Source organism: Ruegeria sp. HKCCD3925 (genome assembly GCF_057221175.1).
The window spans coordinates 250,825-274,771 of sequence record NZ_JBWVBI010000006.1; the positions used below are offsets into that span (position 1 = coordinate 250,825).

Consider the following 23,947-nt stretch of genomic DNA (forward strand, 5'->3'; position numbering starts at 1 on the left):
GAAGCTGAGTCCCGGCTGAGAGATGTGCATATTCGTTGGTGCTAGCGGGATATCACCACGCTTGATAGCTCTCCTAATCGCAGCAAAAAGTCAGCTTTTTTACCTTAGTCTCGCTAAATGCAATCGAAGCAGCGAACTTCGGATTTCCGCCCATACATCAGAAAAAGAACGTGTGGTGTCGCAATGAGTTACGGCGCAGCCCTCACTGGCGAGCATGTTTTGGGTCCAGTCGGATTTGGACAAGCCAGGTGCCCCTGGCCATCGAGGGTGAGACGCTGCCTTCCTCCTCGGGCAATCCCATTAGACGGCACCGTGTCCTCGACTGCGCTTGCGGGCCGCATCACCATTGTCGAATTGCATTGCCTCGCCCCCATCCGCGTTCACCACGTGGCTGTTCAGCAGGATCAGGCACCTTCAGCGTCTGATCTGCAATTCAGCCTTGATTCTCTCAAAGGGAAGTCAAGATTAGTGATATCGGTCTAGGTGCTGAATGAAGGAAGTGAGACGAAAATGGTAATGTTCTATCGCTGTTGGCAGAGCTATGTGTCGCCCTACAAAGAAATGTGGAGCGTCTCCGATAATTGCCTCAATCGGCAGCCAAAACTTCAATAAATCGATCAATTACGTCCATCATTTGTGACCCAAAACGAATTGCGGCCGTTTGACCAGAATAAGGAAAGGTTTTGTCTGAAGGGACGGGTTATGAACAAAACCTCCACTCGTGTCCGCAACACCAAGGGCGGCTTGGCGTAACCTTTGACAACAGCGGAAAACACTCAAGTTTGACAGTTAAACAAATCTGTTCACATAATTCTCTAGTATTTCCTGGCGTCCAGATTGCGGCTCTGGGTTTATTCCTTCATTTAAAACGCGAGTGGAAATCTCTTCCAGACTGCTACCCAACATAGAAACTGCTTCCGGCGTGTTCCAACCGGAATACCGTTCCGTCAGCGCGTCCTCCAAGCCACCGTCTTCAATCATAGCAGCCGCAGCTTTAAAGCCCCGTGCACAAATGTCCATTCCACCGACATGGGCTGCAACAAGATCTTTTGCATCAAGCGATTGCCGACGAATTTTGGCGTCAAAATTTGTGCCCCCAGTTGTAAAGCCACCAGCTTTCAGGATGTAGTAATATGCCAAAGCAACCTCTGGCGTGTTATTCGGGAACTGGTCCGTATCCCATCCGGATTGGTAATCGTTTCGGTTCATGTCGATCGAGCCAAGCATCCCTTCGGCAGCGGCAACCGCAATTTCATGCTCGAAACTGTGTCCGGCCAGGATCGCATGCCCCTGCTCCAGGTTCAACTTGACCTCATCCTCCAACCCGTACTTCCTGAGAAATCCAATACAAGTCGCGGCGTCGTAGTCGTATTGGTGTTTGGACGGCTCCTGAGGCTTGGGCTCCACGAGAATAGTTCCTTTGAACCCAATCTTGTGTTTGTATTCAACGACCATGTTCAAAAAACGGCCCATGTGGTCCAATTCGGATTTCAAATCCGTGTTCAACAGGGTTTCATAGCCTTCTCGGCCACCCCATAGAACGTAGTTTTCTCCGCCGAGCTTATGGGTCGCATCCATGCAGGATTTCACTGTCGCAGCTGCAAACGCAAAAACGTCGGGATCAGGATTGGTACTGGCACCAGACATCCAGCGACGATGGCTGAACATATTGGCCGTGCCCCAAAGCAGCTTGGTGCCAGACACCTGCATCTTTTCACCGATATAATCGGTGATATCTTCCAATGTGCGCAGGTTATCGGCAAAATTTCCCTGTTCGGGCCGGATGTCAGCGTCGTGCCAGCAAAAGAATGGCTGCCCCAAAAGCGCAAACAATTCGAATGCAATATCTGCCTTCTGTCGGGCCCGGCCCATATCGTCCTGAGGATACCATGGGCGTTCGAACGTAGGTCCACCAAAGGGGTCTCCGCCCTCCCACGCGAATGAATGCCACCAGGCCACTGCAAACCGCAGATGGTCCTCCATACGCTTGCCCATGATTATTTCATCCGGGTCGTAGTGACGAAAGGCCAACGGGTTCTTGCTGTCCACGCCTTCAAACTGGACCTTCTCGATCCCTTCAAAAAATCCACTTGGCATTTCTGCCCCCTACTCTGCTTTTTGTGCTGGCTGCTTGCCTAGAATGATCATCGACAAAAGATCGTCGTCAGTGACGTCTGCAATATCGACCGTCCCAACCAGTTTTCCGTTCTTCATGACCGAGGCGCGGTCGCACAGTTCCATGACGGCGTGCACATCGTGATCGATCAGAAATATCCCGATGCCTTGCGCCTTCAGCTGGTGGATCAGATCCGCCACCATCTGGGTTTCATGCGGCCCAAGCGCCGCAGTGGGTTCATCCATGATCAGAATGCGGGCATTGAAATAGACGGCCCGAGCAATCGCCACTGATTGTCTTTGCCCACCCGATAAGGCGGAGACCGGGTCATTGAACTTCTGAAAGTTTGGGTTGAGCTGCGCCATGATCTTTCGGCACTCGGCCTCCATGGCCGCGTCGTTGACCAACCCAAACGGCGTCGTCATCTCGCGCCCAAGAAAAAGGTTCGAGGTCGCGTCCAGATTGTCGGCCAAGGCAAGCGTTTGATAGATGGTCTCAATATTGTTCGCCCGGGCGTCACGGGGATTGCCAATCTCGACCGGATTCCCATCGATCAGAATCTCGCCGTGGTCCATCTGATAGGCGCCGGACAATACCTTGATCAACGTGGACTTTCCGGCCCCGTTATGGCCAAGCAAACCAACGACTTCACCCGGATAGAGATCGACCGACACATGGTCGACGGCCTTGATCCCACCGAAGGAAATCGAAATATCGCGCATCTCGACCAATGGCGGCGCGCCTGAACCGCGCCCAGTGCCAGAAGGTTTTTTCTGCGTATCCTGAGCTTGCATCACTTTGCCCCCAGTCGCTTGCGGTAAACGATGTCGATATAGACGGCCAACACGAGGACGCTGCCGACGACGATGTTCTGAAACGGCGCGTCAACGCCAACCATTGCCATGCCCGATTGCAGCGCCTGCATGATCAATGCACCCAGAATCGCGCCATAGATGGTGCCGATGCCGCCCGACAATGCGGTTCCTCCGATCACTGCAGCTGCTATGACCCGAAGTTCGTCGAGCGTACCAATGTCGTTCGAATGGTTCGCCAAGCGAGCCGAGGCGACCACCGCGGACACGGCGCACAAGAAACCCATCAAAGCAAAGATTTTCACGGTTAGCAGTCGAGTGTTGATACCCGAAAGCTCTGCCGCATCCGGGTTGCCGCCAGTGGCAAAGATGTACCGACCAAACCGGGTTTTTCGCGCCACAATTGTCAGCGTGACAGCCACGATGATTAGGATGAGTACAGAAATCGGTATGCCGTATCCGACGACCAGCCCCTCTGGCATTGTCTCTCCGCGCGCTTCGAACATACGTTGCAGCCGACGCGTTGGTATGGCGTAGCTGTTTACGATGTAAACGTACCCGAGGATGGCGATCGCGATTATCCCGGCCAAAGTGGCCTCGGCCCAGACAGGTTTGACGGGGAACCCATGCGCCGCCTTTGCGCGACGACTGCTCCACAAAGCCCAGATCGCGATTGCGGTAGCAAACAAGCCGAACAGCCAGCTTGTCGTCGTTCCCAATGTCCCGTTGGTCCCGCCAAACATCAGGAATGTACTATCCAGAGGACCGATCGTCTGACCGCTAGTCAAATACCACGCCACGTTTCTCCAAACCAGAAATCCACCAAGCGTGACGATGAAGGCTGGTATCGTCAGGTATCCGACCATCCAGCCATGAAACGCACCAATCAGCGTGCCGACAAACAGCCCGACAACAATGGTGATCGCCCAGGTTGCTGGATTGTTCAAACCCATCCCAAGGACTTGCGGCAAAAGCTCAGTTTGCGTCATTGCCATCACAGCCGAGGTAGTTGCCAGCAGCGCTCCTACCGACAAGTCGATGTGCCGCGTGACGATAATGAACACCATCCCACATGCCATAATGGCGACCGAAACTGTCTGGATGGACAGGTTGAATAGATTGCGCGGCGTCAGGAACCTTCCATCTGTGAAGATGTTGAACCCGATGCACAGGATGACAAACGCGCCGATCATTCCCAAAAGCCGCATATCCAGTTCCAGTTGCTGGAACAGGCTGGGTTTCGCTTTTTCAGGTACCGGCTGAGACGAAGTTTCGGTCATTTCCGATCTTTCATATTCAGCATTTGCCCCAGGCCCGGACAAAAGGGCCTAGGGCTGAGTGGTTTAGTTACAAGGGGCAGGTCCGTTTTCAACGCCTTGGCAAAGATCTTCCAGCGGGATCCATCCGGCATCAACAACCACGGACAAGTTGTCCTTAGTGATTGGAACAGGCGCTAGGAAAACCGAGTTCATCTCGGTCCCACCCGGTGATGTCCAGCTAACTGCGCCTTCGACATCAGCAGGGCTTGTCCCACCGCTCAATGCGACAGCAATTTCACCAGCCGCCTTTCCAAGTTCGCGAGCATCCTTCCAAACCGAAACCGTCTGCGTTCCCAGTGCGACACGATTCAATGCCGCGTGGTCGCCGTCCTGACCGGAAACCGGAATGCCTTCCATGCCCTGTGCGGTCAGCGCAGCAACAACACCGCCTGCAGTACCGTCATTCGACGCAACGACTGCATCCACGTTGTTTTCGTTCGCGGTCAGGATTTGTTCCATGTTCCGCTGCGCGTTCGCGGGCAACCAACCATCTGTGTAGGCTTCACCAACAATTACAATGTCACCGCTGTCGACGGCTGCTCCGATGATCTCTTGCTGACCACCGCGCAGGAAATCTGCGTTTGGATCAGTAGGAGAGCCTTTGATCATCACGTAGTTGCCTTTGGGCATGGCCTCAAAGACAGCCCGAGCCTGCATTCTGCCGACTTCCACGTTGTCGAAGGTCAGATAAAATGCTCGGTCGTCCTCGATCAGACGGTCATAGGCAATGACCGGGATGCCTTCGTCAGCGGCAGCCTGAACCGCCGGTCCAATCGCCTGCGCGTCTTGCGCTAGGATGATAAGCGCGTCCACACCCTGGGCGATCAGGCTTTCGATGTCCGATAGCTGCTTTGCGGAGGACGATTGCGCGTCTGCCGAAATGTACTCGGCACCACCTGCTTCAAGTGCCGACTTGATGGCCGCTTCGTCTGTTTTCCAACGCTCCTCCTGAAAGTTCGACCAGCTCACGCCGACCACTGGCTCTGCGAATGCGGTCGAAGCCAACAAAGTGGCCACAGCCGAAAAGCTGAGAATTCTCTTCATGATTTCCTCCCATTTGCCGAGCCATCGCATTTCGATTCGCGGCTCTCACAAATTTGAATACCATATTTATTTCAGTCGGTAAAATATTTACTCTACAAGAGGTACCCAAATTCAAATAGATTGGGCCAACAGCAAGATTCGCGAGGACAGGATGCTAAAAAGCAAAGCCTCTCCGGTTTCTTTGGAACAAAGAAATGCTACCCGCCTGCGGGTATTGGAACACATCAGAGCCAAGGGATCCGTTTCGCGGATCGATATTGCATCCGCCTTGCAAACCAGTCCTGCGACCGTCACCGCAGCCACGGCTGATCTCATCTCAGCCGGGCTGGTGAAGGAGACTGAAAGCCAGGCACAGTCCAAGTCGGGGAAGAGAGGCAGACCCAGAGTATTGCTGCAATTGGACGGCCAGATGCACCTTGTGGCTGGTCTAAAAGTGGCTCGGCAAGTAATCTCGGTTATCTTGGTCGACTTTGAAGGTAACGAAGTCGCATCCCATAAATATGCTTTGGATCACGCCAGGATGTCGCCGCAAGAATTTGTATCGGCGATCCGCGAAGCTCTTGAAGAAACCTGCAAACAGATCGATCGTTCTGTCGCTCATTTGGCAGGTGTTTCTATCGGGGTGGCTGGACTGGTCGATGCAAACAAGAATTTTGTCCACTGGTCATCCTCGATTACTGAAAGAAATATTGATTTCAGCCACTTGCTTTCAAATGAGCTGCCCTGCCCCGCATTCGTCGACAACGACGCCAATCTTGTCGCCAAGGCCGAACAGCTTTTTGGCTTGGGCAAGGGCTTGAAAAACTTCCTCGTCGTTACGATCGAACACGGTGTTGGCCTCGGTATCGTTCTAGATGGCAAACTTTACCGTGGAGAGCGAGGCTGCGGCGCTGAGTTTGGGCACACCAAAGTTCAACTTGACGGAGCCCTTTGCCAATGCGGTCAACGCGGATGTCTAGAAGCCTATGTGGGCGCCTATGCTTTGATCCGCGAGATGACGGTAACTGGTCATACCAACGACATGAAATCCATTTCCGACATACATGACCGCGCCAACTCAGGTGACGACAGAGCTTCATCGGTACTTGCCCGCGCAGGTCAGATGTTTGGCCTAGGGATTTCCAACCTGATCAACTTGTATGACCCAGAGTGCATTATAGTCTCGGGGGCACAAATGAGCTTTGAGCATTTGTGTTCCAGCGAAGTTATGACCCGCATTCGAAACGGCGTTGTGAATGTCGATGCACCTTTGCCTCAGATCAAAGTTCATCACTGGGGCGACATGGTGTGGGCCAAAGGGGCGGCAGCCTATGGAATTGAGCAAATCTCGATTCTCAAGGTCAAGGAGCTGACGTCGAATGCGTCTTGAGTTTGCGATACTTGTAGCTTTTGCCACTGTCGCGAATGCGGACACTGTTATTCCCCAATTTACAAATGTGGATGTACCAAAACATGTCTATGATGGCGGGTGGGAGCATTTTGTCGGCGGTGGTGTGGCCGTTTTCGATTGCAATGGGGACTCGCTGCCAGAACTCTTTTTGGCTGGCGGTTCCAACCGGTCTCAACTGTTCATCAATACCTCGAAGGAACAGATAGCATTTCAGGCAAAGACGCCTGAAGATCTTTCGCTGGCCAGTGTGACAGGGGCCTACCCTCTAGACGTTGATAGCGACGGCATGGTGGATCTGGCGATTTTGCGTGTTGGCCCAGACCTGCTTCTTCGGGGCCATCCCGACTGCCAATTCAGCCCTTTCGCTGACCTCGGGTTTCAGTCCGATGACCATTGGACCACAGGTTTCTCGGCAACATGGGAAAGCGGGCAAACTTTACCGACCTTGGCTTTTGGCACCTATGTTGATCGGTTTGATCCCGAAGGCCCTTTTGAATCCTGCGGGCCAACCCTTTTGTACCGCCCAGAAGGCGACTTGTATCACGAGCCATTGCATCTTGAGCCCGGCTACTGCTCACTTTCTATTTTGTTTTCGGACTGGGTCCGAACTGGCCGCGCTGATCTTCGCATCAGCAACGACCGTCACTACTATGTTCGCGGCGGTCACGAGCAGTTATGGGCGATGGAACCCGAGCCTCGGCAATACTCGGAAGACGAAGGTTGGCTTCCATTTTCGATCTGGGGAATGGGGATCGCCTCTCGGGATCTTACAGGAGACGGATTTCCCGAAGTCTATCTGACCTCGATGGGTGACCAGAAACTCCAGGTTTTTGACCCAGTGACAAACGGCCCGACCTGGCGCGATGCAACTTACGAAAAGGGTACGACCGCTCATAGACCGCATATCGGCGGAGACGGAAGGCCATCCACCGGGTGGCACGCACAGTTTGGCGACGTCAATAACGACGGCCGGGACGATATATTCGTGGCCAAGGGAAACGTAGAACAGATGCCCGATGCGGCTCTGGACGACCCCAATAACCTACTACTACAGAACTCCGACGGTCAGTTTATTGAAGCTGCAGCAGATGCCGGCGTCGCTTCGATGGCTAAATCACGCGGCGCGGCCCTTGCCGACCTAAACAACGATGGGAAGCTGGATCTGGTGGTCGTCAACCGAGGTTCTGAGCTCGAAGTCAGCCAGAACACTTCTCATAGTGGCAACTGGCTATTGCTGGATGTCACTCAGGATCAATCCAATCACGCAGCAATTGGTGGATTTTTTGAAGTCAAAACCTCGCTGGGTGTTCAAACCCGCGAGCTAACAATCGGCGGCGGTCACGCTGGTGGTATCGCTGGGTTTCAGCATTTTGGGCTTGGGAGTGAGGACCAGGTGCAGGTTCGTATGATCTGGCCGGATGGGTCGAAAGGCGAGTGGTTGGACTATCAGCCCAACCAAATCATACGTCTTCACCGCTGATTACTTTTCAATCGGCAACCCGCTTGGAACTTGGTCGGGCACACCTAGCCGCTCTGCCGGGTCTTCAAGGCTTGCCAGAAATCTGAGAAGAGCGTCGATTTCCTGACCCGTCAGGCTTACTTTCGACAAGCTGTTGCTTTGGGCAATCGCACCCAAGTGCTGATTATCCGACATTGCCCTTTGGTCGTCAGAGCCGGGGAAGTCCGGCAAGGTGGCCATTTCGATCGAGTAGTTTCGCAAGGACGCCAACGGGTCAAGATGATGGCGTACTATATCCTCAAGTTCAGCATAGGCTCCGTTGTGTCCGTATGGCGCAGTCAGGGTCACGTTGCGCAATGATGGCGTACGAAAAGCAAACGCGTCTTCGGAGTCGCCGGTTACGCGAAGGCGCCCATCGTCCCTGACATGGTTTTCAAATCGCGCCGCCTTTCCCGGACCGATCTGCGGCAGCGCAATCGAATGAAATTTGTGATCCGTCTGAAACCAGCCCGAATGGCAGTTGCTGCAGCCAGCTTTTCCGTAGAACAGGCCCATGCCAATCTCGGCCTCTTCTGAAAGCACGGCCTCACCTCGCATTGCACGATCAAACAGGCTGTTATCCGCGCGCCACTCGAACGCGATAAAGTCCGCGATTACATTGGCAATTGCCGTGAACGTAACTCCATGTTCCGGCGCTAATTCCTCAAACCTCTGCTCATACTCTGGAATGGCCGCAACACGTTCTGCAATCAGATCCCACGCACCGCCTTGCTGTGTCAGAAATCCGAGGCGAACCGCTTTGCTCACGTCATTCTCAGAATAGTGACCCGCCATTTCGTCTGGCGACAAAACCGGGAACATGGCCTGTGCGGCCAGCGCTGAATTGAAACCAGACCGCATATGAGTACCCAACGGGGTTCTGATACCATCAGGTTGCGTTGCGTCGGTCTCTAATCGCCCATCATGGAAAAACGTCGTGAACTCAATAGCTCCGAGGTTCCAAAGCCCTGGTGAGTTTCGTGGAATACGTTGTTCCGGGGTATTCTCTGGGTCCAATGTCCGCTCTGGTCCCAACCCAATTCCCCCTTCCCCTATACCAAGGGAAACACCGTCGGACGTACCAAGCCTGGGATGATGACAGGTCGCGCAGCTGATATTCTTGTTGCCAGACAAAATCGGGTCATAGAACAGCAAACGCCCCAGCTCAGCACTTGCAAAGTCGGGTTCGAGGAACTCCGGCAGAGGATCAAGCGATTGGGCAAGCGCACCACCCACCGCTGAGATTGTTGAGCCAATAATCAAGAATAGCGAAACTGCTCTCATGTCATTCCTCAGAAACTTCTAGAATAAGTTCCTGCCGATACGGATTCTCCGGAGTATAGATGATTGAGGGAAACGACGAGATATTCGGTGCGTTGGGATAACCCGATGGCTCGATACACACACCACGCGAAGCGCGACGCGGTTTCATCAGCTCATAGCCCGAATAAACCTGTGCTCCGGGCTGGTCAGAGTTGACTGTCAACGCAAGGCCAGAGGGTGAAGTGAGTTCCGCCACCGGAGCCTTTGGGCCGCGATCATGATCAAAGCAGAAATAGTGATCGATCCCTTCGGGAACACGGCCAATCGTATTGGGCGTTGAAAAATCCAACCCATTTTCGGTGGTCGCAAGTACTCTGCCCGACGGAATACCCTGATCGTCGATTTCCAGATACCAAATTGAAGCGAGTGTCAGCTTATGCTGGTCTACCCCTTCTGCAGCACCCAAAGTGTAGTAGTTGTGCTGTGTAATGCTTATCGGCGTCGGCCGGTCAGGCTGTGCAGTTATTGAATAGACCAAGCGTGAGCCCTGTAGGCAGATCCTGACTTCGAACCTGATATTCCCCGGAAAGCCTCCCTCTCCGTCGTGAGAAACGTAGCTCAGCAAAACCTCGTTCTGTGCAATCTGTTCGAGTTCCCAAAACTGTTTAGACAGCCCATCGTCGCCGCCATGCAAGGTGTTTTTGCCCTCGTTGGCGTTCAATTCAAAACTGGTACCATCCAAGTCAAACGTCGCGCCGCTGATCCGGTTGGCAACGCGCCCAACAATTGCGCCCAGGTAACGCGTATCTGTGAGATACTCATTTGGGTCCTCGAACCCAAGGATGAGCGGGACGTCCTTGTACCACCACCCCTGCGTGATAGCCCCATAGTTCAGGACTGAAACACGCATATTCCCATCCGTGATAATAGCAGCTTCGATCCCAGAGGCTTTACCCGTTTCTGGTTTCATCTTACTGCCAGCGGCGCAAGCGCCTGATAGAATTGCTTGTATCTCCGGTATTCGTTTTCGTAGGCGTCAATCAGATCGCCGCGTGGTTCGATGCGTTCCTGAATTTCCGGCGGCGTCATTACTTGCGCCGGTTCAGCGTCGTTGGCAGCACATATCGCGAGTCGCGCAGCGCCCATTGCGGCACCGAATTCGCTGCCTTTTGGCAATTCCAGCGGAACTTGCAAAACAGTAGCCAAGGTTTCCAGCCAGAACCGAGATCGCGCACCTCCCCCAACTGCCATAAGGCTATTTGGCTGGGTTCCGGTGCTCTTCAGTGCTTCCAGGCAATCTCTCATTCCAAAAGAAACACCCTCCATTACGGACTGGGTCAACCCAGCGGGTTCCGACGAGATGTCCAAGCCCAAAAACGCGCCTCGAATATGGCTATTGTTATGCGGCGTCCGTTCTCCTGACAGATATGGTAGGAAGGTGATCGCTGTAGGCCCGTTCAGTCTTTCAGGCATAGCTGAAGCGAGTCTTTCCACGGGTTCGCCCAGATTGCGAGCAAGCCAGTTCATGCTGTTCGTTGCTGAAAGCATGACACCCATTTGTATCCACCGATCCGGGACCGCGTGACAAAAACAGTGCACGGCGGTTTCCGGATCAGGAGCATAGGCTTCCCTCGCAACAAGCAACACGCCAGACGTTCCGAGTGAGACAAAACCGGTGCCGTCGTTGATGCTCCCGATCCCGCAGGCAGCGGCAGCATTGTCGCCAGCACCTCCAGCCACGACAACCGGATTCGAAAGCCCCCACTCCTGCCTCAAACGGACCTTCAACTCTCCACCCGGATCACTGCCCTCGACCAAGCGCGGCATCTGCTCGACACGCATGTGACCTATGGCCAGCGCCCTTTCCGACCACTGCCGAGCATCTACGTTCAGCCACGATGTTCCTGCGCTGTCAGACACGTCTGAGACATATTCGCCAGTAAGCCAAAACCGCAAATAATCTTTCGGCAGCAATACTTTGCCCACCTTTGAGAACACATCCAGCTCATTCGCACGCAACCATTCGAGTTTCGGCGCCGTAAACCCCGGGAACACGATGTTTCCCGATATTGCGCGCATCTCTGGTGTTTGATCTAGTGTCCGCGCTTCGTCGGCTGACCGAGTATCGTTCCAAAGAATACAGGGCCTCAATATTTCGCCATCAGAATCCAGTAGTGTGGCGCCGTGCATGTGTCCGCTTAGGCCAATACCTCGCAATTTTGAGAATGCTTCAGGGTTGCTAACGCGAAGCTTCCCAACAACCTCTTCACAAGCGTTGGTCCAATCCAAAGGGTCCTGCTCAGACCAGCCAAGCTTGGGCGTCGAAGTGGAAATGCTGACTTCGGCATCACCGACAACGTGTCCTGTGTCATCTACCAGAATCCCGCGAAGACCTGACGTTCCCAAATCCAAGCCCAGATACATTGAGCAACACCTGCCTAAATATTTTAATGATTAAAATTATTTGAAACAGCGATCTTGTCAAGGCTCCGTCAAAGGAGTGCCCTCCATTCGTATCTGGATCAGAAAGCACGAACGCGGTTTCCTTCGACACCCCGGATAGCCAAAAGAAATACAGAGCAAGAGTTGAGTTTAGTCGACTGAACGAACATGGCGCAAACCTCTAACAAAAGCCACTTTGGCAGGAGGCAAGGTTTAAGCGAGTATTTCCCCAGTTTGACCGACCGTCAGCGTTCCACCATTAACCACTTCGACATAAACGCCCATATCCGTATGGCCCATCAATTTCCGAATAAGGTAGGGTATTTTCAAGTCGCGCTCGGCCGTTTTCGGGTTCACTTCAGTTGCTGCACACCTTTTCGTGCGTGAGAGTATCTTCAACTCGACGTCGCCAAATCTTAAAACTGATCCAACTGCATCCAGCTCAGCAAACGAAGGTAATCCGTCTATCTCAATATTCGCTCGGAAGCGCGCCGGGTGGATTTCTGCGTTCAGTTGCTCGCCCAACTCTTTCACAGAGGCCAGATTCAAAACGGATATCGCGTTCATCATTTGCGGTGATACGACAGATACATCTGTAAACCTATGAGGAGCAGAGGAGACAAACTTTGGTGGCTCTGAATCTCTTAAATTGATCTTTGAAGAAAGGAACTCTGCCGCCTTCTGTCGATCTTCAGACTCTCGCATATCAAAGCGTCGTGTCTTTCCGTCCGTATTGATCTCAAGTGCCTGGGACTCAATTTCAAAACTTGTCTGAATGCCTGCCAGCGCAGCCTCGTTCAACAAAACGACAAAACGATCTTTCGGCAGTGGCATTGGGTTTTGCATGTCGAAACCGGAGTTGTAGCGAGCAAATCCGAACAGGCGGTCGCCCGGAATGCCATCTCCTGCTCGCAGCGTCACAGTTTGCATAGGCTCGGAACTCAAGCCTTTTATAGGGTAGCGGTTCAATCGGACGATGGAGAGATTGTTCATACGTCTGCACCTGACCAAGAAGTGTTACGCAAGGTCCCGAGTTGTCCGCGCTGTTTGACGCTATCTCGAATTTCATAAGGTATCGACCAAATAATCTTTGAGCGCTTCAGAAGCGAGTTCGCTGAACCTGTTGGCCGCATGACGGCAGCGCCGATTGAAGTCGATATGGCCATTCAATAACTCGCTACCAAAAATACATGCGCATCAAGTTCAAAGGGCAATTTTACTATAAATCAATAACTAAGAGACAAAAATGGCGATCTCTTTCGGGCCCTTGAGGTACGAACCTCAAAAATATCTGGACTTGAGGTGCGTACCTCAAATAGCCTTATAGACATGCCGCGATTCGCACATCCTCGAATGACGGCGCAAAAAAGGGAGGAATGGATGACTTACTCAAAACTGGCCTCGGCCAGCGCAATAGTCCTTGCCGCTACTACTCTTTCTACAAGGGCATATGCCGAAGACCTGACACTGTGTTGGGCAGCATGGGACCCGGCCAACGCTCTAGTTGAGCTTTCAAAAGAATTCGAAGCTGAGTCCGGCCATACTATGAACTTCGAGTTTGTGCCGTGGCCAAATTTTGCGGACCGGATGCTGAATGAGCTGAACTCTGGGGGTAAGCTCTGTGACCTGTTGATCGGAGATAGTCAGTGGATCGGCGGGGGCGCTGAAAACGGCCATTATGTAAAACTGAATGATTTCTTCGATGCCGAGAGCATCAGCATGGACGATTTCGCGCCGGCAACGGTTTACGCCTATTCGACATGGCCTAAAGGTACTCCGAACTACTACGCATTGCCCGCAATGGGGGATGCAAACGGCTGGTTCTATCGCAAGGACTGGTTCGAGAATCCGGACATCCAAGCTGCGTACAAGGAAGCAACAGGGCAAGATTTGCGTGAACCTCAGTCTCAGAAAGAATTGCTGCAAATCGCGCAGTTTTTCCAGGGTCGTGAGATCGATGGAAAGACGGTTTACGGTGCGGCGATCTTTACTGAGCGTGGTTCCGAAGGGATCACCATGGGTGTGACCGGAGCACTCTATCCGTGGGGCTTCAAATATGAAAACACACCAGGATCCTACGATATGGAGGGTGCCGTAAACTCGCCCGAAGCAGTCGAAGCGCTAGAGTTTTACAAAGAATTCTACAAAACAGCGACACCCCCAGGATACACAAACTCCTACATGGGCGAGAGCTTGGACGCCTTTAAGTCCGGTCAGGTCGCCATGGCTATGAACTGGTTCGCGTTCTTCCCGGGTCTCTATGCCGATCCCAATACCGGTGGTGACAAGATCGACTTCTTCGTCAACCCACCACAAAATCAGGCAGGCTCGACACTGGGCGGACAAGGTATCTCTGTTGTCAGCTACTCTGACAAACAGGACGCCGCGCTTGAGTACATTAAGTGGTTCGCGCAGCCAGAAGTTCAGGCCAAATGGTGGGAACTAGGCGGCTACTCAGCACATAATTCGGTGCTGGAAGATCCTGGTTTCGTAGACAGCCAACCGTTCGCCGGTGACTTCCTGGAAGCAATGGCTGGGGTGCAGGATTTCTGGCAAGAGCCTGCCTACGCGGAACTGCTGCTGGCAATGCAGAAGCGCATCCACGACTACGTGGTTGCCGACCAAGGCACAGCTCAAGAAGCGCTTGATCTTCTGATCGAAGATTGGACGGAAGTCTTCGAAGACGAAGGCAAGCTTTAGTCCGGACACAGGCAGGAGCGGGTGCAAACCCGCTCTACCTTCACCCGTGAGTCCTAAACCAACAAGAACTGGCAAAGAGATGTCTGACAGGACCGTAGATCGCGTTGCGCAGGCAACGCCCGAGCGAGTTGCGCGAAAAATTCGGGGGTTATCCGACCGCGCGATCGCCTGGGTATTCATCTCCCCAACGATATTTCTACTGCTGGCGATCAATATCTTCCCTTTGATCTGGACCATCCAACTGAGCTTTACCAACTACAAGGCCAACCGGATCGGCCGTGAAGTCAAAGATGTCGGGCTCAGGAATTACGAGCGTATCCTGACAGACTCGGACACATGGCTGAACATGCAGGCCACGGCGCATTTCCTGTTCTGGACGATTTTTTTTCAAGTCCTGATCGGATTTACTCTGGCGTGGTTGATCAACAAGAAATTCAAGGGCAATGATCTTTGGACCACGATCATCGTGCTGCCGATGATGCTGTCCCCGGCCGTTGTCGGAAACTTCTGGAAGTTTCTCTATCAGCCTCAGATCGGCCTGTTTAACTACATCGTATCGTGGTTTATCGGCAAAGACCCGTCGAGCTTTGAGATGCTCGGGTCCGTAACGCTGGCGCCCTGGTCCATCGTGATTGTCGACACCTGGATGTGGACCCCCTTCGTGATGCTCATCTGTCTGGCCGGGCTGCGCAGTATTCCCGATTACATCTACGAGGCAGCTGAGATCGACAGGGCCAGCAAGCTGCGCCAGTTCTTTACGATTACCATCCCGATGGTCCTGCCATTCCTCATGTTGGCGGTGCTGTTTAGAGGGATCGAGAACTTCAAGATGTTCGATCTGGTGGTGCAACTGACGGGCGGCGGGCCAGGGTCTGTTACGGAGCTGACCTCCATCAATTTGAAGCGCGAAGCCTTTGAGAAATGGCGCACGGGTTATGCCTCGGCCTATGCGATCATCCTTTTCGTCACCGTGTTCGGCCTTGCGTCGATCTACGTCAAAGCCCTGAACAAGGTGAAACAGAGATGAGCAGTTTTTCCGTCACCGAACCTTCGAACCGTTCAAAGTGGATCGCCGGGTTTCTGGTTATCACCTATGCGCTGATCACGATGATCCCGCTGGTTTGGATTTTGCTAACTGGCTTCAAGTCTCCAGCCGACGCGATCAGCTATCCGCCCAAGGTTGTCTTTGACCCAACGCTTGAAGGCTATGTCAATCTCTTCACCACTCGCACACGGCAGACGCAGGAGTTCCTGGAAGCAAACCCGCCACAGAACTGGGCCGATGAGATCGTCCGGCAATATGACATGGTTATTGTCGGGCCATCCAAGTTTGGCGAGCGTTTTATGAATTCGGTGATCATCGGGTTTGGATCGACGTTCCTAAGCATCTTCCTTGGCACCTTGGCTGCTTATGCATTCAGCCGTTTCAAGGTGCCGCTCAAGGATGACCTTCTATTCTTCATCCTCAGTACGAGAATGATGCCCCCGGTTGCCGTTGCGATCCCAATCTTCCTGATGTTCAGAAACCTCGGTCTAAGCGACACGCATTTGGGGATGATCCTTCTCTATACGGGTGTGAACATCTCGTTGGCTGTTTGGCTGCTGAAAGGGTTCATCGACGAAATCCCGCGAGAGTACGAGGAAGCGGCACTAATAGACGGCTACACCCGGTTTCAGGCGTTTTACAAAGTTGTACTGCCGCAGGCTGCGACGGGTATCGCTTCGACAGCGATCTTTTGCCTTATCTTTGCATGGAACGAGTATGCGTTTGCCGTGTTGCTGACATCCGCGAATGCGCAGACCGCGCCGCCCTTTATTCCCACCATCATCGGGATCGGTGGGCTGGATTGGCCTGCAGTTGCGGCTGGTGCCACGATCTTCCTGATTCCGGTCATGATTTTCACCATCCTGATGCGCAAACACCTGCTGCGCGGGATCACATTCGGAGCGGTACGCAAATGAGCGAGTTTCTATCAGGACTAATGCGTTTTCGCCGAGGCCCATGGGAGATGGTCGCGACCATCCTCATCGCGGTCGGCGTATTTATGCTGATGCAACCGTTCGTCCTTTGGGCGTTCACCTATTCCTTTATCGTCACGCTGATCGGAACCGTCATGTTCATCATCGTCAGCCATTTCCCGGAGTAGAAATGGCCCAGATCGTAGTTAAAAACGTAAAGAAGATGTTCGGCGACTTCACGGCTGTCCGCGAAAGCTCGTTCACGATTGAGGACGGTGAGTTTTTCATGTTGCTAGGGCCATCTGGCTGCGGAAAAACGACGACACTGCGGATGATCGCAGGCTTGGAACTTCCAACGTCGGGTGAAATCTACCTAGACGGCGAAGAGATCAGCCAGCGACCCCCATCAGAGCGAGACATCGCTTTCGTATTCCAAATGTTTGCGCTGTATCCACATATGAACGTGCGTAAGAATATCAGCTACCCCCTGATATCGCAGGGCATGCCGCGTGCTGCTGTAAAAGCCAAAGTAGAAGAAGTCGCGGCAATTCTGGGGATCAACGACATCCTCGATAGCCCGGTTGGTGGACTGTCAGGTGGCGACCGGCAGCGCGTGGCGCTGGGCCGCGCGATCGTTCGCGAACCCAAGGCATTCATGATGGACGAACCGTTGGGTGCCTTAGATGCCGAGTTTCGAGAACACATGGCCGAAGAGTTACGCGCGCTTCATGACCGTATGGGCGCAACCACTGTTTACGTGACACACGACCAGTTGGAAGCCATGCAAATGGGCGACAAGATCGTAGTGATGAACAACGCTGTGATTGAGCAATTCGGCACACCTCAGGAAATCTACGACAAACCAGCCACAATGTTCGTTGCAGATTTTATCGGGTCCCCTTCCATGAACTTCCTGCCGTTTCAAGGAAAGGTCGCGCCTGACTCGGAAATGGTTCGACTAAATGGCCATGACGAAGCCGTGCCCAAACTGATGGAGGGGGCGGAAGGTGACTTAGTTTTTGGGGTTCGCCCTGAGCATGTTTTTCTATCGGATGCGAGCGCCTACAGAGCCAAGGTTCTGGCGACAGAATATTTGGGAACCACCCAGATCGTGACGCTGCAAAGCCCGAACGGAGAGCTGAAAGCCCGGATTGATGCGCGCGAAGTCGTAAATCCCGGCGAGACGGTGGGGTTAGAGTTCCGCTCACCCGCAGTAACACTATTTGAAAAGGCCACCGGACGCGCGTTGAGGTCCGCTCTGAACGACGAGGTACTAAGTAATGGCTGAAGTCGTTTTAGAGAGTATCTCGAAGTCATTCGGCGATCTAAAGGCGGTGGATGATATCTCGATGACGATCCCCAACGGCGCCTTTGTGGTGCTATTGGGTCCAACGGGCGCGGGAAAGACAACGACGCTGAGATTGATATCCGGACTTGAGAAACTGGATTCTGGAACCGTTCGCATTGCTGGACGGGATGTTGGAATAGAAACGCCAGCCCAGCGCGATGTGGCCATGGTTTTCCAGCAATACTCACTGTACCCGCATATGACAGTGCGGGAGAACCTGTCTTTTCCTCTGAGGTCGCCGATCCTGAAGACGCCAGAGGATGAGATCAAGAGGAAGGTTAACGAAGTTGCGGACATCCTCCAGATTCCGCACAAGTTGAACAACAAAGCGACTGAACTGTCTGGCGGTGAAATGCAGCGCGTTTCAATTGGACGAGCGCTGGTGCGAGCCCCCCAGATATTTCTGATGGATGAACCCCTTAGCTCTTTGGACGCCAAGCTTCGGGCGGATTTGCGGGTCGAATTGAAAAGAATTCAGGCGGATCTGGGATCGACCTTGCTATACGTGACCCATGATCAAGTCGAAGCCATGACAATGGCGACGCATATCGGCGTTTTGGAAAACGGCAGGCTGGTTCAGTACGGAACACCCCGGGACATCTATGAAAACCCCGGTAGCGTTTATGTCGCCAGCCGGTTGGGACTACCGCGGATCAACATTCTGCCTTCCGAGCTGTTCGGAGGCAATCACAAAGGTCCGCAAATAGGTCTTCGCCCGGAAAACATCATCGAAGGAGAAGGCAGCGAAGCGCGGGTAATACGCGCAGAGCATCTGGGGGATCAAACGCGGCTACACCTGGACCTGAACGGTCACCCGGTTGTGACCTTGATTGATGTACATCAGGATTATCCATCTGGAAAACTTATAAAAATCCGCCCACACAACCCGTTGTATTTTGACGCGTCCGGCGCGCGCGTGAACTAAGGAGCAAAAGCATGGCCCAGTTCCTCAACACAAAAGAAACTTTGGTTACAGAGGCCATAGACGGTCTTCTGGCGTCTTCCGGAGGGCAACTGACCCGGTTGGACGGTTACCCGCACATCAAGGTTGTTTACAGGTCGGATTGGGACAAGTCGAAGGTCGCCCTGGTTTCTGGCGGGGGGTCTGGTCACGAACCCGCCCATGCAGGTTTTGTTGGCGCCGGTATGCTGACAGCCGCGGTGTGCGGGGAAGTGTTTGCATCCCCGTCAGTCGAGGCGGTTTTGGCGGGCATTCTTGCGGTCACGGGTGAGGCTGGGTGCCTGCTTATCGTCAAAAATTACACCGGTGATCGGTTGAACTTTGGACTGGCAGCTGAACGCGCCCGTGCATTGGGCCGCAAGGTAGAGATGGTCGTTGTCGACGATGACATCGCCCTGCCCGACCTTCCGCAACCACGTGGCGTGGCGGGTACGTTGTTCGTACACAAAATCGCCGGAGCGCTTGCTGAAGACGGTGCTGACCTAGACACCGTTACAAATGCTGCAAGAAGCACCATTGCGAAGGTTGTCAGCATCGGTATGAGCTTGGACACCTGTACCGTTCCGGGATCTCCAAAAGAAGACCGGATCGCCCCCGGGAAAGCAGAGCTTGGCTTGGGTATTCATGGCGAACCCGGTGTACAGCAAGTCGAGTTCTCAAATGCTGTATCGGCTATGTCCACAGTGGTGGAGAAGCTGAAGCAAAGGGTGGGGTCCGGGGATTGCGTGGCGTTGGTCAACAACCTGGGTTCTACAACTCCGCTAGAAATGGCTGTCCTTACGCATGCGTTGTCCGAAACTGGTTTTGCCCACCATATCATTGGCCCGGCACCCATGATGACGTCGCTGGATATGCACGGGTTTTCGGTTTCCATTCTGCCTGTGGATCAGGACGATTTGTCAGCCCTTGAAACACCCGTTGATCTGGCCGCATGGCCCGGGGTCGATTCCATCGGCCCGATCAAAGTGGCACCATTGCCTGATGGCCTGACCCCTATCGATCCAATTCCTTCTAACAATCCCACCACAAGGGAAACGATCACCCGGTTGTCTGAACTGCTCATCAACGCAGAGAAGAACCTCAACGAACTGGACGCGAAATCTGGAGATGGCGATACAGGAAGCACATTGGCGACTGCCGCAAGAGCATTGCAAGGTAGCCTTGACCGCATGCCGCTTGCTGATCTGACACAACTGTTTCCGGCGTTGGGCAATGAGTTAAGTCAGACAATGGGTGGTTCTTCCGGCGTGATACTCGCAATCTTCTTCAACGCAGCTGGAGATGCCTGTGCGAGCGGAGCATCGGTACCGAAATCTCTCGTCGAAGGACTGAATCGCGTCAGCCAGGTTGGGGGTGCCAAGGTCGGTGACAGGACAATGATTGACGCCCTGGCACCGGCACTTGTCGCACTACCATCTGGTCTGACGCATGCGGCCGAGGCTGCCCGCAAAGGCGCGAACAACACCGCAAATATTCGACGTGCTAAGGCAGGCCGCGCAGCCTATGTTCCCGAAGAAAACCTTGTTGGACATAACGATCCCGGCGCTGAGGCTGTTGCTTTGTTGTTTGAAGGCTTAGCGCGGGAGATTGAGGGCTGAAGAACACGTGGAAGACCAAAAACAAAGATTAGAATTGGTGAAAAAGCCAACCGTTAATGACATCGCGCGCGTTGCGGGTGTCAGCCTAGCGACTGTTGACCGGGTCTTGAACAGACGCCCCGGCGTGCGGGCGGTGACCGTACAGAAAGTACAAAAGGCGATTGATGAGCTGGGGTATGTACGCGACACGGCCGCGGCCAACCTTGCGCGTAACCGAGTTTACAACTTCCTCTTTGTTCTGCCGGACACGGACAACGAGTTTGTGGAGGCAATCAGCAGTCAGATCGCAGAACAATCACGCGACCAATTTATCGAGCGGACTCGCATTGCAATAAAGAAGGTTGCTCCGTTTGAGCCCCAAGATATCGTCAACATTCTGGATGCTGTAGACAGTTTGGATGTAGACGGAGTCGCCGTTTTCGGGCCCGAAACGCCTTCTGTCCGGGATGCTGTTAAAAGGCTCAGGGACAAAGGCGTTCCGGTGGTTGCGTTGGTGTCTGACTTGCCGAGTTCTGAGCGAGACCACTTTGTGGGTATCGATAACGTTTCGGCAGGACGAACCGCCGCTCAGCTAATGGGGCGATTTGTGCATCGTGACGGCAAGGTCTTGGTACTTACAGGATCCCGTTTGGCACGTGACCACCTCGAACGACGTCAAGGCTTTGACCTTGTTGTGGCTGAGGAATTTCCGCACCTCGAAGTCGTAGCATCAGTCGAGGGCCGAGATGACCCGGATCTGATTTACAGGATGATGCCCGAAATATTTGAAACCTATCCAGATCTGGTCGGAATATACTCGTCAGCAGCGGGTAACGCAGGCCTGATTCAATTCCTTTCAGAAAACAAGCTCAGCGAAGATCTGGTGATCATAGCTCATGAGCTTACACCGCTCAGTCGTGAGGCGCTCACGCTCGGTACATTTGACGCTCTGATCTCGCAAGACACTGGGCACATTGTACGTTCAGCCGTCCGCCTGCTGCGCGCAACTTCGGATAAGGTTCCGTTCAACAAAGCGCAGGAACGTATCCGCATCGACATCTATCTGAAGGAAAATTTACCACCATAGAGGCTCAGGTTTTGGGGAGGAGATTTTATGAAGACGATCAAAGGTCCAGCTTTGTTTCTTGCGCAATTTGCGGGGGACGAAGCGCCGTTCAATTCGTGGGACGCGATCACTAAATGGGCAGCTGACTGTGGATACAAAGGCGTTCAGGTGCCCAGTTGGGACGGCCGGCTGTTCGACCTAGAACAGGCCGCGTCCAGCACCGGTTACTGCGATGACTTCAAAGGAAAAGCCAGGGACAATGGTGTCGAAGTTACTGAACTTTCAACGCACCTTCAGGGCCAGCTTGTGGCCGTTCACCCGGCCTATGACAGTGCATTTGACGGCTTTGCGGCCGAAAGCGTCAGAGGGAACCCGAAAGCCCGGCAAGAATGGGCAGTAGACCAGGTCAAGAAAGCGCTATCAGCTTCAAAAAACTTGGGTATTTCGGCTCATGCGACATTCTCGGGCGCGTTGGCATGGCCTTATGTCTATCCTTGGCCGCAGCGCCCCGCCGGCTTGATTGAAACGGCGTTTGATGAGCTTGCGCGTCGTTGGGTGCCAATCCTTGATCACGCCGAAGACTGCGGCGTTGATGTATGCTACGAAATCCACCCCGGAGAGGACCTCCACGATGGTGTGACGTACGAGATGTTTCTGGAACGGACGGGAAATCACCCACGGGCCTGCATGCTATACGACCCGTCGCACTACGTGCTGCAATGCCTCGACTATATGGATAATATCGACATCTACAAAGATCGGATCCGGATGTTCCATGTCAAAGATGCCGAGTTCAACCCAACCGGGCGGCAAGGTGTTTATTCCGGGTATCAAAGCTGGGTTGATCGGGCTGGGCGGTTCCGGTCGCTTGGTGATGGCCAAGTGGATTTCGGTGCGGTCTTCTCAAAAATGGCGGCGAATGACTTTGATGGTTGGGCTGTGGTCGAATGGGAATGCTGTCTCAAACACCCCGAGGATGGCGCGCGTGAAGGCGCTCAGTTTGTGTCAGATCACATCATCCGTGTGACCGAGAGAGCCTTTGATGATTTCGCTGATAGTGGCGCCGACGAAGCCGCCAATCGTAAAATGCTGGGGATTGAGTGATGGTCACAGGACGGAGTGAAGAAACCTCGGGCCGCATTCGGCTTGGCATGGTTGGCGGCGGAAACGACGCCTTCATAGGGGGTGTTCATCGCATAGCTGCACGACTGGACGACAAGTTCGAGCTGGTCGCCGGTGCTTTGTCTTCGACGCCAGAGAAATCCATGGAAAGTGGGCAGGCATTGGGGCTCGAACGGGTCTATGAAGACTTCAAACAAATGGCAATCAGGGAAGCTCGGTTGAAATCTGGAATCGAGGCGGTCTCAATCGTCACGCCAAACCACGTTCACTATGCAGCCGCGCGTGAATTCCTGAAACGCGGTATTCACGTCATTTGTGACAAGCCACTCACCTCGACCCTTGCGGATGCAAAAAGACTGGTGAAGGCGGCCGAAAGCGCGAAGGCACTGTTCATTTTGACCCACAATTACACGGGCTATCCGATGGTTCGGCAGGCGCGTGAAATGGTTGCCAACGGCGAAATTGGCAAGATTCGTGTGGTTCAAGTTGAGTACCCGCAGGACTGGCTGACCGAGCAGCAGGATTTCAAACAGGCTGAGTGGCGAACCGATCCCGAACGCTCGGGCGCGGGTGGATCAACCGGTGACATCGGAACCCATGCCTACAACCTCGCTTGCTTTGTAACCGGGCTGACAGCGGAAAGCCTGGCGGCGGATTTGCAGGCCTTTGTGCCGGGGCGCAAGGTCGATGATAACGCCCACGTTTTGCTTCGCTTTGAAGGCGGCGCGCGTGGTATGCTGTGGTCTTCTCAGGTGGCGCCCGGTAACGAAAACGCATTGCGCTTGCGGGTCTATGGCGAAAAAGGTGGGTTGGAGTGGTCTCAGGAAGATCCCAATTACCTTTGGTTCACGCCATACAACAAACCCAAGCGTCTGATCACCCGAAATGGAGTTGGAGCAGGTGACGCTGCCAATCGGTTGAGTAGAGTCCCTCCGGGCCATCCCGAGGGATATCTTGAAGGTTTCGCCAATATCTATGGAGAGGCTGCTGAGGCAATCCAAGCTTTCCGAGGCGGGATTTCACCTGATACTTCGGTTGTCTATCCAACGGTCCATGATGGACTCAATGGTGTAAAGTTTGTAGCCGCATGCGTGCAAAGCTCCTCAAGGAATGCGGCTTGGATCAAGTTAGAGTAAATTCCAGCTATGGGCATAAAGTGGACATCTGGGAAAACATCTTGGGTATCTGCCAAGAACCGAAGCACGCACAAACTATAGATGAACGCTCCGGATCAACAAAGTTTCAAACGTCGCTAATGGGTGCTATGTGATTACGCAGGCGCTGCGAACTTTTCTCTGAAGTAATGCAACGCTACAGCCAAGTACCGTGC

General features: G+C 53.5%; 20 protein-coding genes. 12 read left to right on the forward strand and 8 right to left on the reverse strand.

Annotation, left to right across the window (positions count from 1 at the left end):
- Positions 1-789: 789 nt before the first annotated feature.
- The 4 genes from xylA to xylF all read right to left on the reverse strand — a co-directional run bounded on the left by xylA (position 790) and on the right by xylF (position 5,291).
- Positions 790-2,097 carry a xylose isomerase gene (gene xylA / locus AC2TEM_RS16350; RefSeq protein ID WP_170424784.1) on the reverse strand — a complete coding sequence of 436 codons (1,308 nt, stop codon included), beginning with the start codon at positions 2,095-2,097 and terminating at the stop codon, positions 790-792.
- 9 nt (positions 2,098-2,106) lie between these two features.
- On the reverse strand, positions 2,107-2,910 hold the full coding sequence (locus tag AC2TEM_RS16355; RefSeq protein ID WP_170424780.1) for an ATP-binding cassette domain-containing protein: 804 nt from the start codon (positions 2,908-2,910) through the stop codon (positions 2,107-2,109).
- Positions 2,910-4,208 (reverse strand): sugar ABC transporter permease, encoded by a 1,299-nt coding sequence (locus AC2TEM_RS16360; RefSeq protein ID WP_170396208.1) that lies wholly within the window; start codon positions 4,206-4,208, stop codon positions 2,910-2,912. Before AC2TEM_RS16360 ends, AC2TEM_RS16355 begins: the two co-directional genes overlap by 1 nt.
- Before the next feature lie 63 nt (positions 4,209-4,271).
- Positions 4,272-5,291: a D-xylose ABC transporter substrate-binding protein gene (gene xylF / locus AC2TEM_RS16365; RefSeq protein ID WP_155150139.1), complete on the reverse strand. Its 1,020-nt coding sequence runs from the start codon at positions 5,289-5,291 to the stop codon at positions 4,272-4,274.
- Between the two features lie 151 nt (positions 5,292-5,442).
- Between xylF and AC2TEM_RS16370 the strand changes: the two genes are divergently transcribed.
- Both AC2TEM_RS16370 and AC2TEM_RS16375 read left to right on the forward strand, forming a co-directional pair.
- Positions 5,443-6,660: an ROK family transcriptional regulator gene (locus AC2TEM_RS16370; RefSeq protein ID WP_170424777.1), complete on the forward strand. Its 1,218-nt coding sequence runs from the start codon at positions 5,443-5,445 to the stop codon at positions 6,658-6,660.
- Complete coding sequence (locus tag AC2TEM_RS16375) at positions 6,650-8,161, forward strand: CRTAC1 family protein (protein ID WP_170424774.1); 1,512 nt, start codon at positions 6,650-6,652, stop codon at positions 8,159-8,161. The genes AC2TEM_RS16370 and AC2TEM_RS16375 overlap by 11 nt, the downstream gene beginning before the upstream one ends.
- On the opposite strand, the gene AC2TEM_RS16380 is transcribed toward AC2TEM_RS16375, so the two are convergent.
- The 4 genes from AC2TEM_RS16380 to AC2TEM_RS16395 all read right to left on the reverse strand — a co-directional run bounded on the left by AC2TEM_RS16380 (position 8,162) and on the right by AC2TEM_RS16395 (position 12,877).
- The gene (locus AC2TEM_RS16380; protein WP_170424771.1) at positions 8,162-9,463 is read right to left on the reverse strand and encodes a cytochrome c peroxidase; all 1,302 of its coding nucleotides are present in this window, start codon (positions 9,461-9,463) and stop codon (positions 8,162-8,164) included. It lies immediately after the preceding gene.
- A 1-nt stretch (position 9,464) separates the two neighbouring features.
- Positions 9,465-10,412: an aldose epimerase family protein gene (locus AC2TEM_RS16385; RefSeq protein WP_170424768.1), complete on the reverse strand. Its 948-nt coding sequence runs from the start codon at positions 10,410-10,412 to the stop codon at positions 9,465-9,467.
- Complete coding sequence (xylB, locus tag AC2TEM_RS16390; protein ID WP_170424765.1) at positions 10,409-11,866, reverse strand: xylulokinase; 1,458 nt, start codon at positions 11,864-11,866, stop codon at positions 10,409-10,411. The genes AC2TEM_RS16385 and xylB overlap by 4 nt, the downstream gene beginning before the upstream one ends.
- Positions 11,867-12,097: 231 nt before the next feature.
- Positions 12,098-12,877 (reverse strand): MOSC domain-containing protein, encoded by a 780-nt coding sequence (locus AC2TEM_RS16395; protein WP_170424762.1) that lies wholly within the window; start codon positions 12,875-12,877, stop codon positions 12,098-12,100.
- Between the two features lie 387 nt (positions 12,878-13,264).
- Between AC2TEM_RS16395 and AC2TEM_RS16400 the strand changes: the two genes are divergently transcribed.
- The 10 genes from AC2TEM_RS16400 (at position 13,265) to AC2TEM_RS16445 (ending at position 23,753) form a co-directional block, all read left to right on the forward strand.
- Positions 13,265-14,584 carry an extracellular solute-binding protein gene (locus AC2TEM_RS16400; RefSeq protein ID WP_170424759.1) on the forward strand — a complete coding sequence of 440 codons (1,320 nt, stop codon included), beginning with the start codon at positions 13,265-13,267 and terminating at the stop codon, positions 14,582-14,584.
- A gap of 79 nt (positions 14,585-14,663) precedes the next feature.
- Positions 14,664-15,611, forward strand: a complete 948-nt coding sequence (locus tag AC2TEM_RS16405) for a carbohydrate ABC transporter permease (protein ID WP_170399680.1) — start codon at positions 14,664-14,666, stop codon at positions 15,609-15,611.
- Positions 15,608-16,546, forward strand: coding sequence for a carbohydrate ABC transporter permease (locus AC2TEM_RS16410; RefSeq protein WP_010442361.1), 939 nt, complete (start codon positions 15,608-15,610; stop codon positions 16,544-16,546). The genes AC2TEM_RS16405 and AC2TEM_RS16410 overlap by 4 nt, the downstream gene beginning before the upstream one ends.
- Positions 16,543-16,731, forward strand: coding sequence for a hypothetical protein (locus tag AC2TEM_RS16415; RefSeq protein ID WP_170399676.1), 189 nt, complete (start codon positions 16,543-16,545; stop codon positions 16,729-16,731). The genes AC2TEM_RS16410 and AC2TEM_RS16415 overlap by 4 nt, the downstream gene beginning before the upstream one ends.
- Before the next feature lie 2 nt (positions 16,732-16,733).
- Positions 16,734-17,831: an ABC transporter ATP-binding protein gene (locus tag AC2TEM_RS16420; protein WP_170399673.1), complete on the forward strand. Its 1,098-nt coding sequence runs from the start codon at positions 16,734-16,736 to the stop codon at positions 17,829-17,831.
- Positions 17,824-18,816: an ABC transporter ATP-binding protein gene (locus AC2TEM_RS16425; RefSeq protein WP_170399670.1), complete on the forward strand. Its 993-nt coding sequence runs from the start codon at positions 17,824-17,826 to the stop codon at positions 18,814-18,816. Before AC2TEM_RS16420 ends, AC2TEM_RS16425 begins: the two co-directional genes overlap by 8 nt.
- 11 nt (positions 18,817-18,827) lie before the next feature.
- Positions 18,828-20,450, forward strand: a complete 1,623-nt coding sequence (locus AC2TEM_RS16430; RefSeq protein WP_170399666.1) for a dihydroxyacetone kinase subunit DhaK — start codon at positions 18,828-18,830, stop codon at positions 20,448-20,450.
- Positions 20,451-20,487: 37 nt separating this feature from the next.
- Complete coding sequence (locus tag AC2TEM_RS16435) at positions 20,488-21,516, forward strand: LacI family DNA-binding transcriptional regulator (RefSeq protein ID WP_480437991.1); 1,029 nt, start codon at positions 20,488-20,490, stop codon at positions 21,514-21,516.
- A 27-nt stretch (positions 21,517-21,543) separates the two neighbouring features.
- Entirely contained in the window at positions 21,544-22,599 is a 1,056-nt protein-coding gene (locus AC2TEM_RS16440; protein ID WP_170609176.1) for a sugar phosphate isomerase/epimerase family protein, read from the forward strand.
- A complete protein-coding gene (locus tag AC2TEM_RS16445) occupies positions 22,599-23,753 on the forward strand; it encodes a Gfo/Idh/MocA family protein (RefSeq protein WP_170424753.1) in 1,155 nt (384 codons plus the stop codon). The genes AC2TEM_RS16440 and AC2TEM_RS16445 overlap by 1 nt, the downstream gene beginning before the upstream one ends.
- Positions 23,754-23,947: the final 194 nt, after the last annotated feature.

What these genes read in the sequence shown, in the direction of transcription:
- AC2TEM_RS16410 (WP_010442361.1), top strand. Translation starts at nt 15,608, where the DNA reads ATGAGCAGTTTTTCCGTCACCGAACCTTCGAACCGTTCAAAGTGGATC.
- AC2TEM_RS16420 (WP_170399673.1), top strand. Translation starts at nt 16,734, where the DNA reads ATGGCCCAGATCGTAGTTAAAAACGTAAAGAAGATGTTCGGCGACTTC.
- AC2TEM_RS16375 (WP_170424774.1), top strand. Translation starts at nt 6,650, where the DNA reads ATGCGTCTTGAGTTTGCGATACTTGTAGCTTTTGCCACTGTCGCGAAT.
- AC2TEM_RS16415 (WP_170399676.1), top strand. Translation starts at nt 16,543, where the DNA reads ATGAGCGAGTTTCTATCAGGACTAATGCGTTTTCGCCGAGGCCCATGG.
- AC2TEM_RS16400 (WP_170424759.1), top strand. Translation starts at nt 13,265, where the DNA reads ATGACTTACTCAAAACTGGCCTCGGCCAGCGCAATAGTCCTTGCCGCT.
- AC2TEM_RS16430 (WP_170399666.1), top strand. Translation starts at nt 18,828, where the DNA reads ATGGCCCAGTTCCTCAACACAAAAGAAACTTTGGTTACAGAGGCCATA.
- AC2TEM_RS16360 (WP_170396208.1), bottom strand. Translation starts at nt 4,208, where the DNA reads ATGACCGAAACTTCGTCTCAGCCGGTACCTGAAAAAGCGAAACCCAGC.
- xylF (WP_155150139.1), bottom strand. Translation starts at nt 5,291, where the DNA reads ATGAAGAGAATTCTCAGCTTTTCGGCTGTGGCCACTTTGTTGGCTTCG.
- xylB (WP_170424765.1), bottom strand. Translation starts at nt 11,866, where the DNA reads ATGTATCTGGGCTTGGATTTGGGAACGTCAGGTCTTCGCGGGATTCTG.
- AC2TEM_RS16370 (WP_170424777.1), top strand. Translation starts at nt 5,443, where the DNA reads ATGCTAAAAAGCAAAGCCTCTCCGGTTTCTTTGGAACAAAGAAATGCT.
- AC2TEM_RS16445 (WP_170424753.1), top strand. Translation starts at nt 22,599, where the DNA reads ATGGTCACAGGACGGAGTGAAGAAACCTCGGGCCGCATTCGGCTTGGC.
- AC2TEM_RS16405 (WP_170399680.1), top strand. Translation starts at nt 14,664, where the DNA reads ATGTCTGACAGGACCGTAGATCGCGTTGCGCAGGCAACGCCCGAGCGA.
- AC2TEM_RS16395 (WP_170424762.1), bottom strand. Translation starts at nt 12,877, where the DNA reads ATGAACAATCTCTCCATCGTCCGATTGAACCGCTACCCTATAAAAGGC.
- AC2TEM_RS16440 (WP_170609176.1), top strand. Translation starts at nt 21,544, where the DNA reads ATGAAGACGATCAAAGGTCCAGCTTTGTTTCTTGCGCAATTTGCGGGG.
- AC2TEM_RS16425 (WP_170399670.1), top strand. Translation starts at nt 17,824, where the DNA reads ATGGCTGAAGTCGTTTTAGAGAGTATCTCGAAGTCATTCGGCGATCTA.
- AC2TEM_RS16380 (WP_170424771.1), bottom strand. Translation starts at nt 9,463, where the DNA reads ATGAGAGCAGTTTCGCTATTCTTGATTATTGGCTCAACAATCTCAGCG.
- AC2TEM_RS16385 (WP_170424768.1), bottom strand. Translation starts at nt 10,412, where the DNA reads ATGAAACCAGAAACGGGTAAAGCCTCTGGGATCGAAGCTGCTATTATC.
- AC2TEM_RS16355 (WP_170424780.1), bottom strand. Translation starts at nt 2,910, where the DNA reads ATGCAAGCTCAGGATACGCAGAAAAAACCTTCTGGCACTGGGCGCGGT.
- xylA (WP_170424784.1), bottom strand. Translation starts at nt 2,097, where the DNA reads ATGCCAAGTGGATTTTTTGAAGGGATCGAGAAGGTCCAGTTTGAAGGC.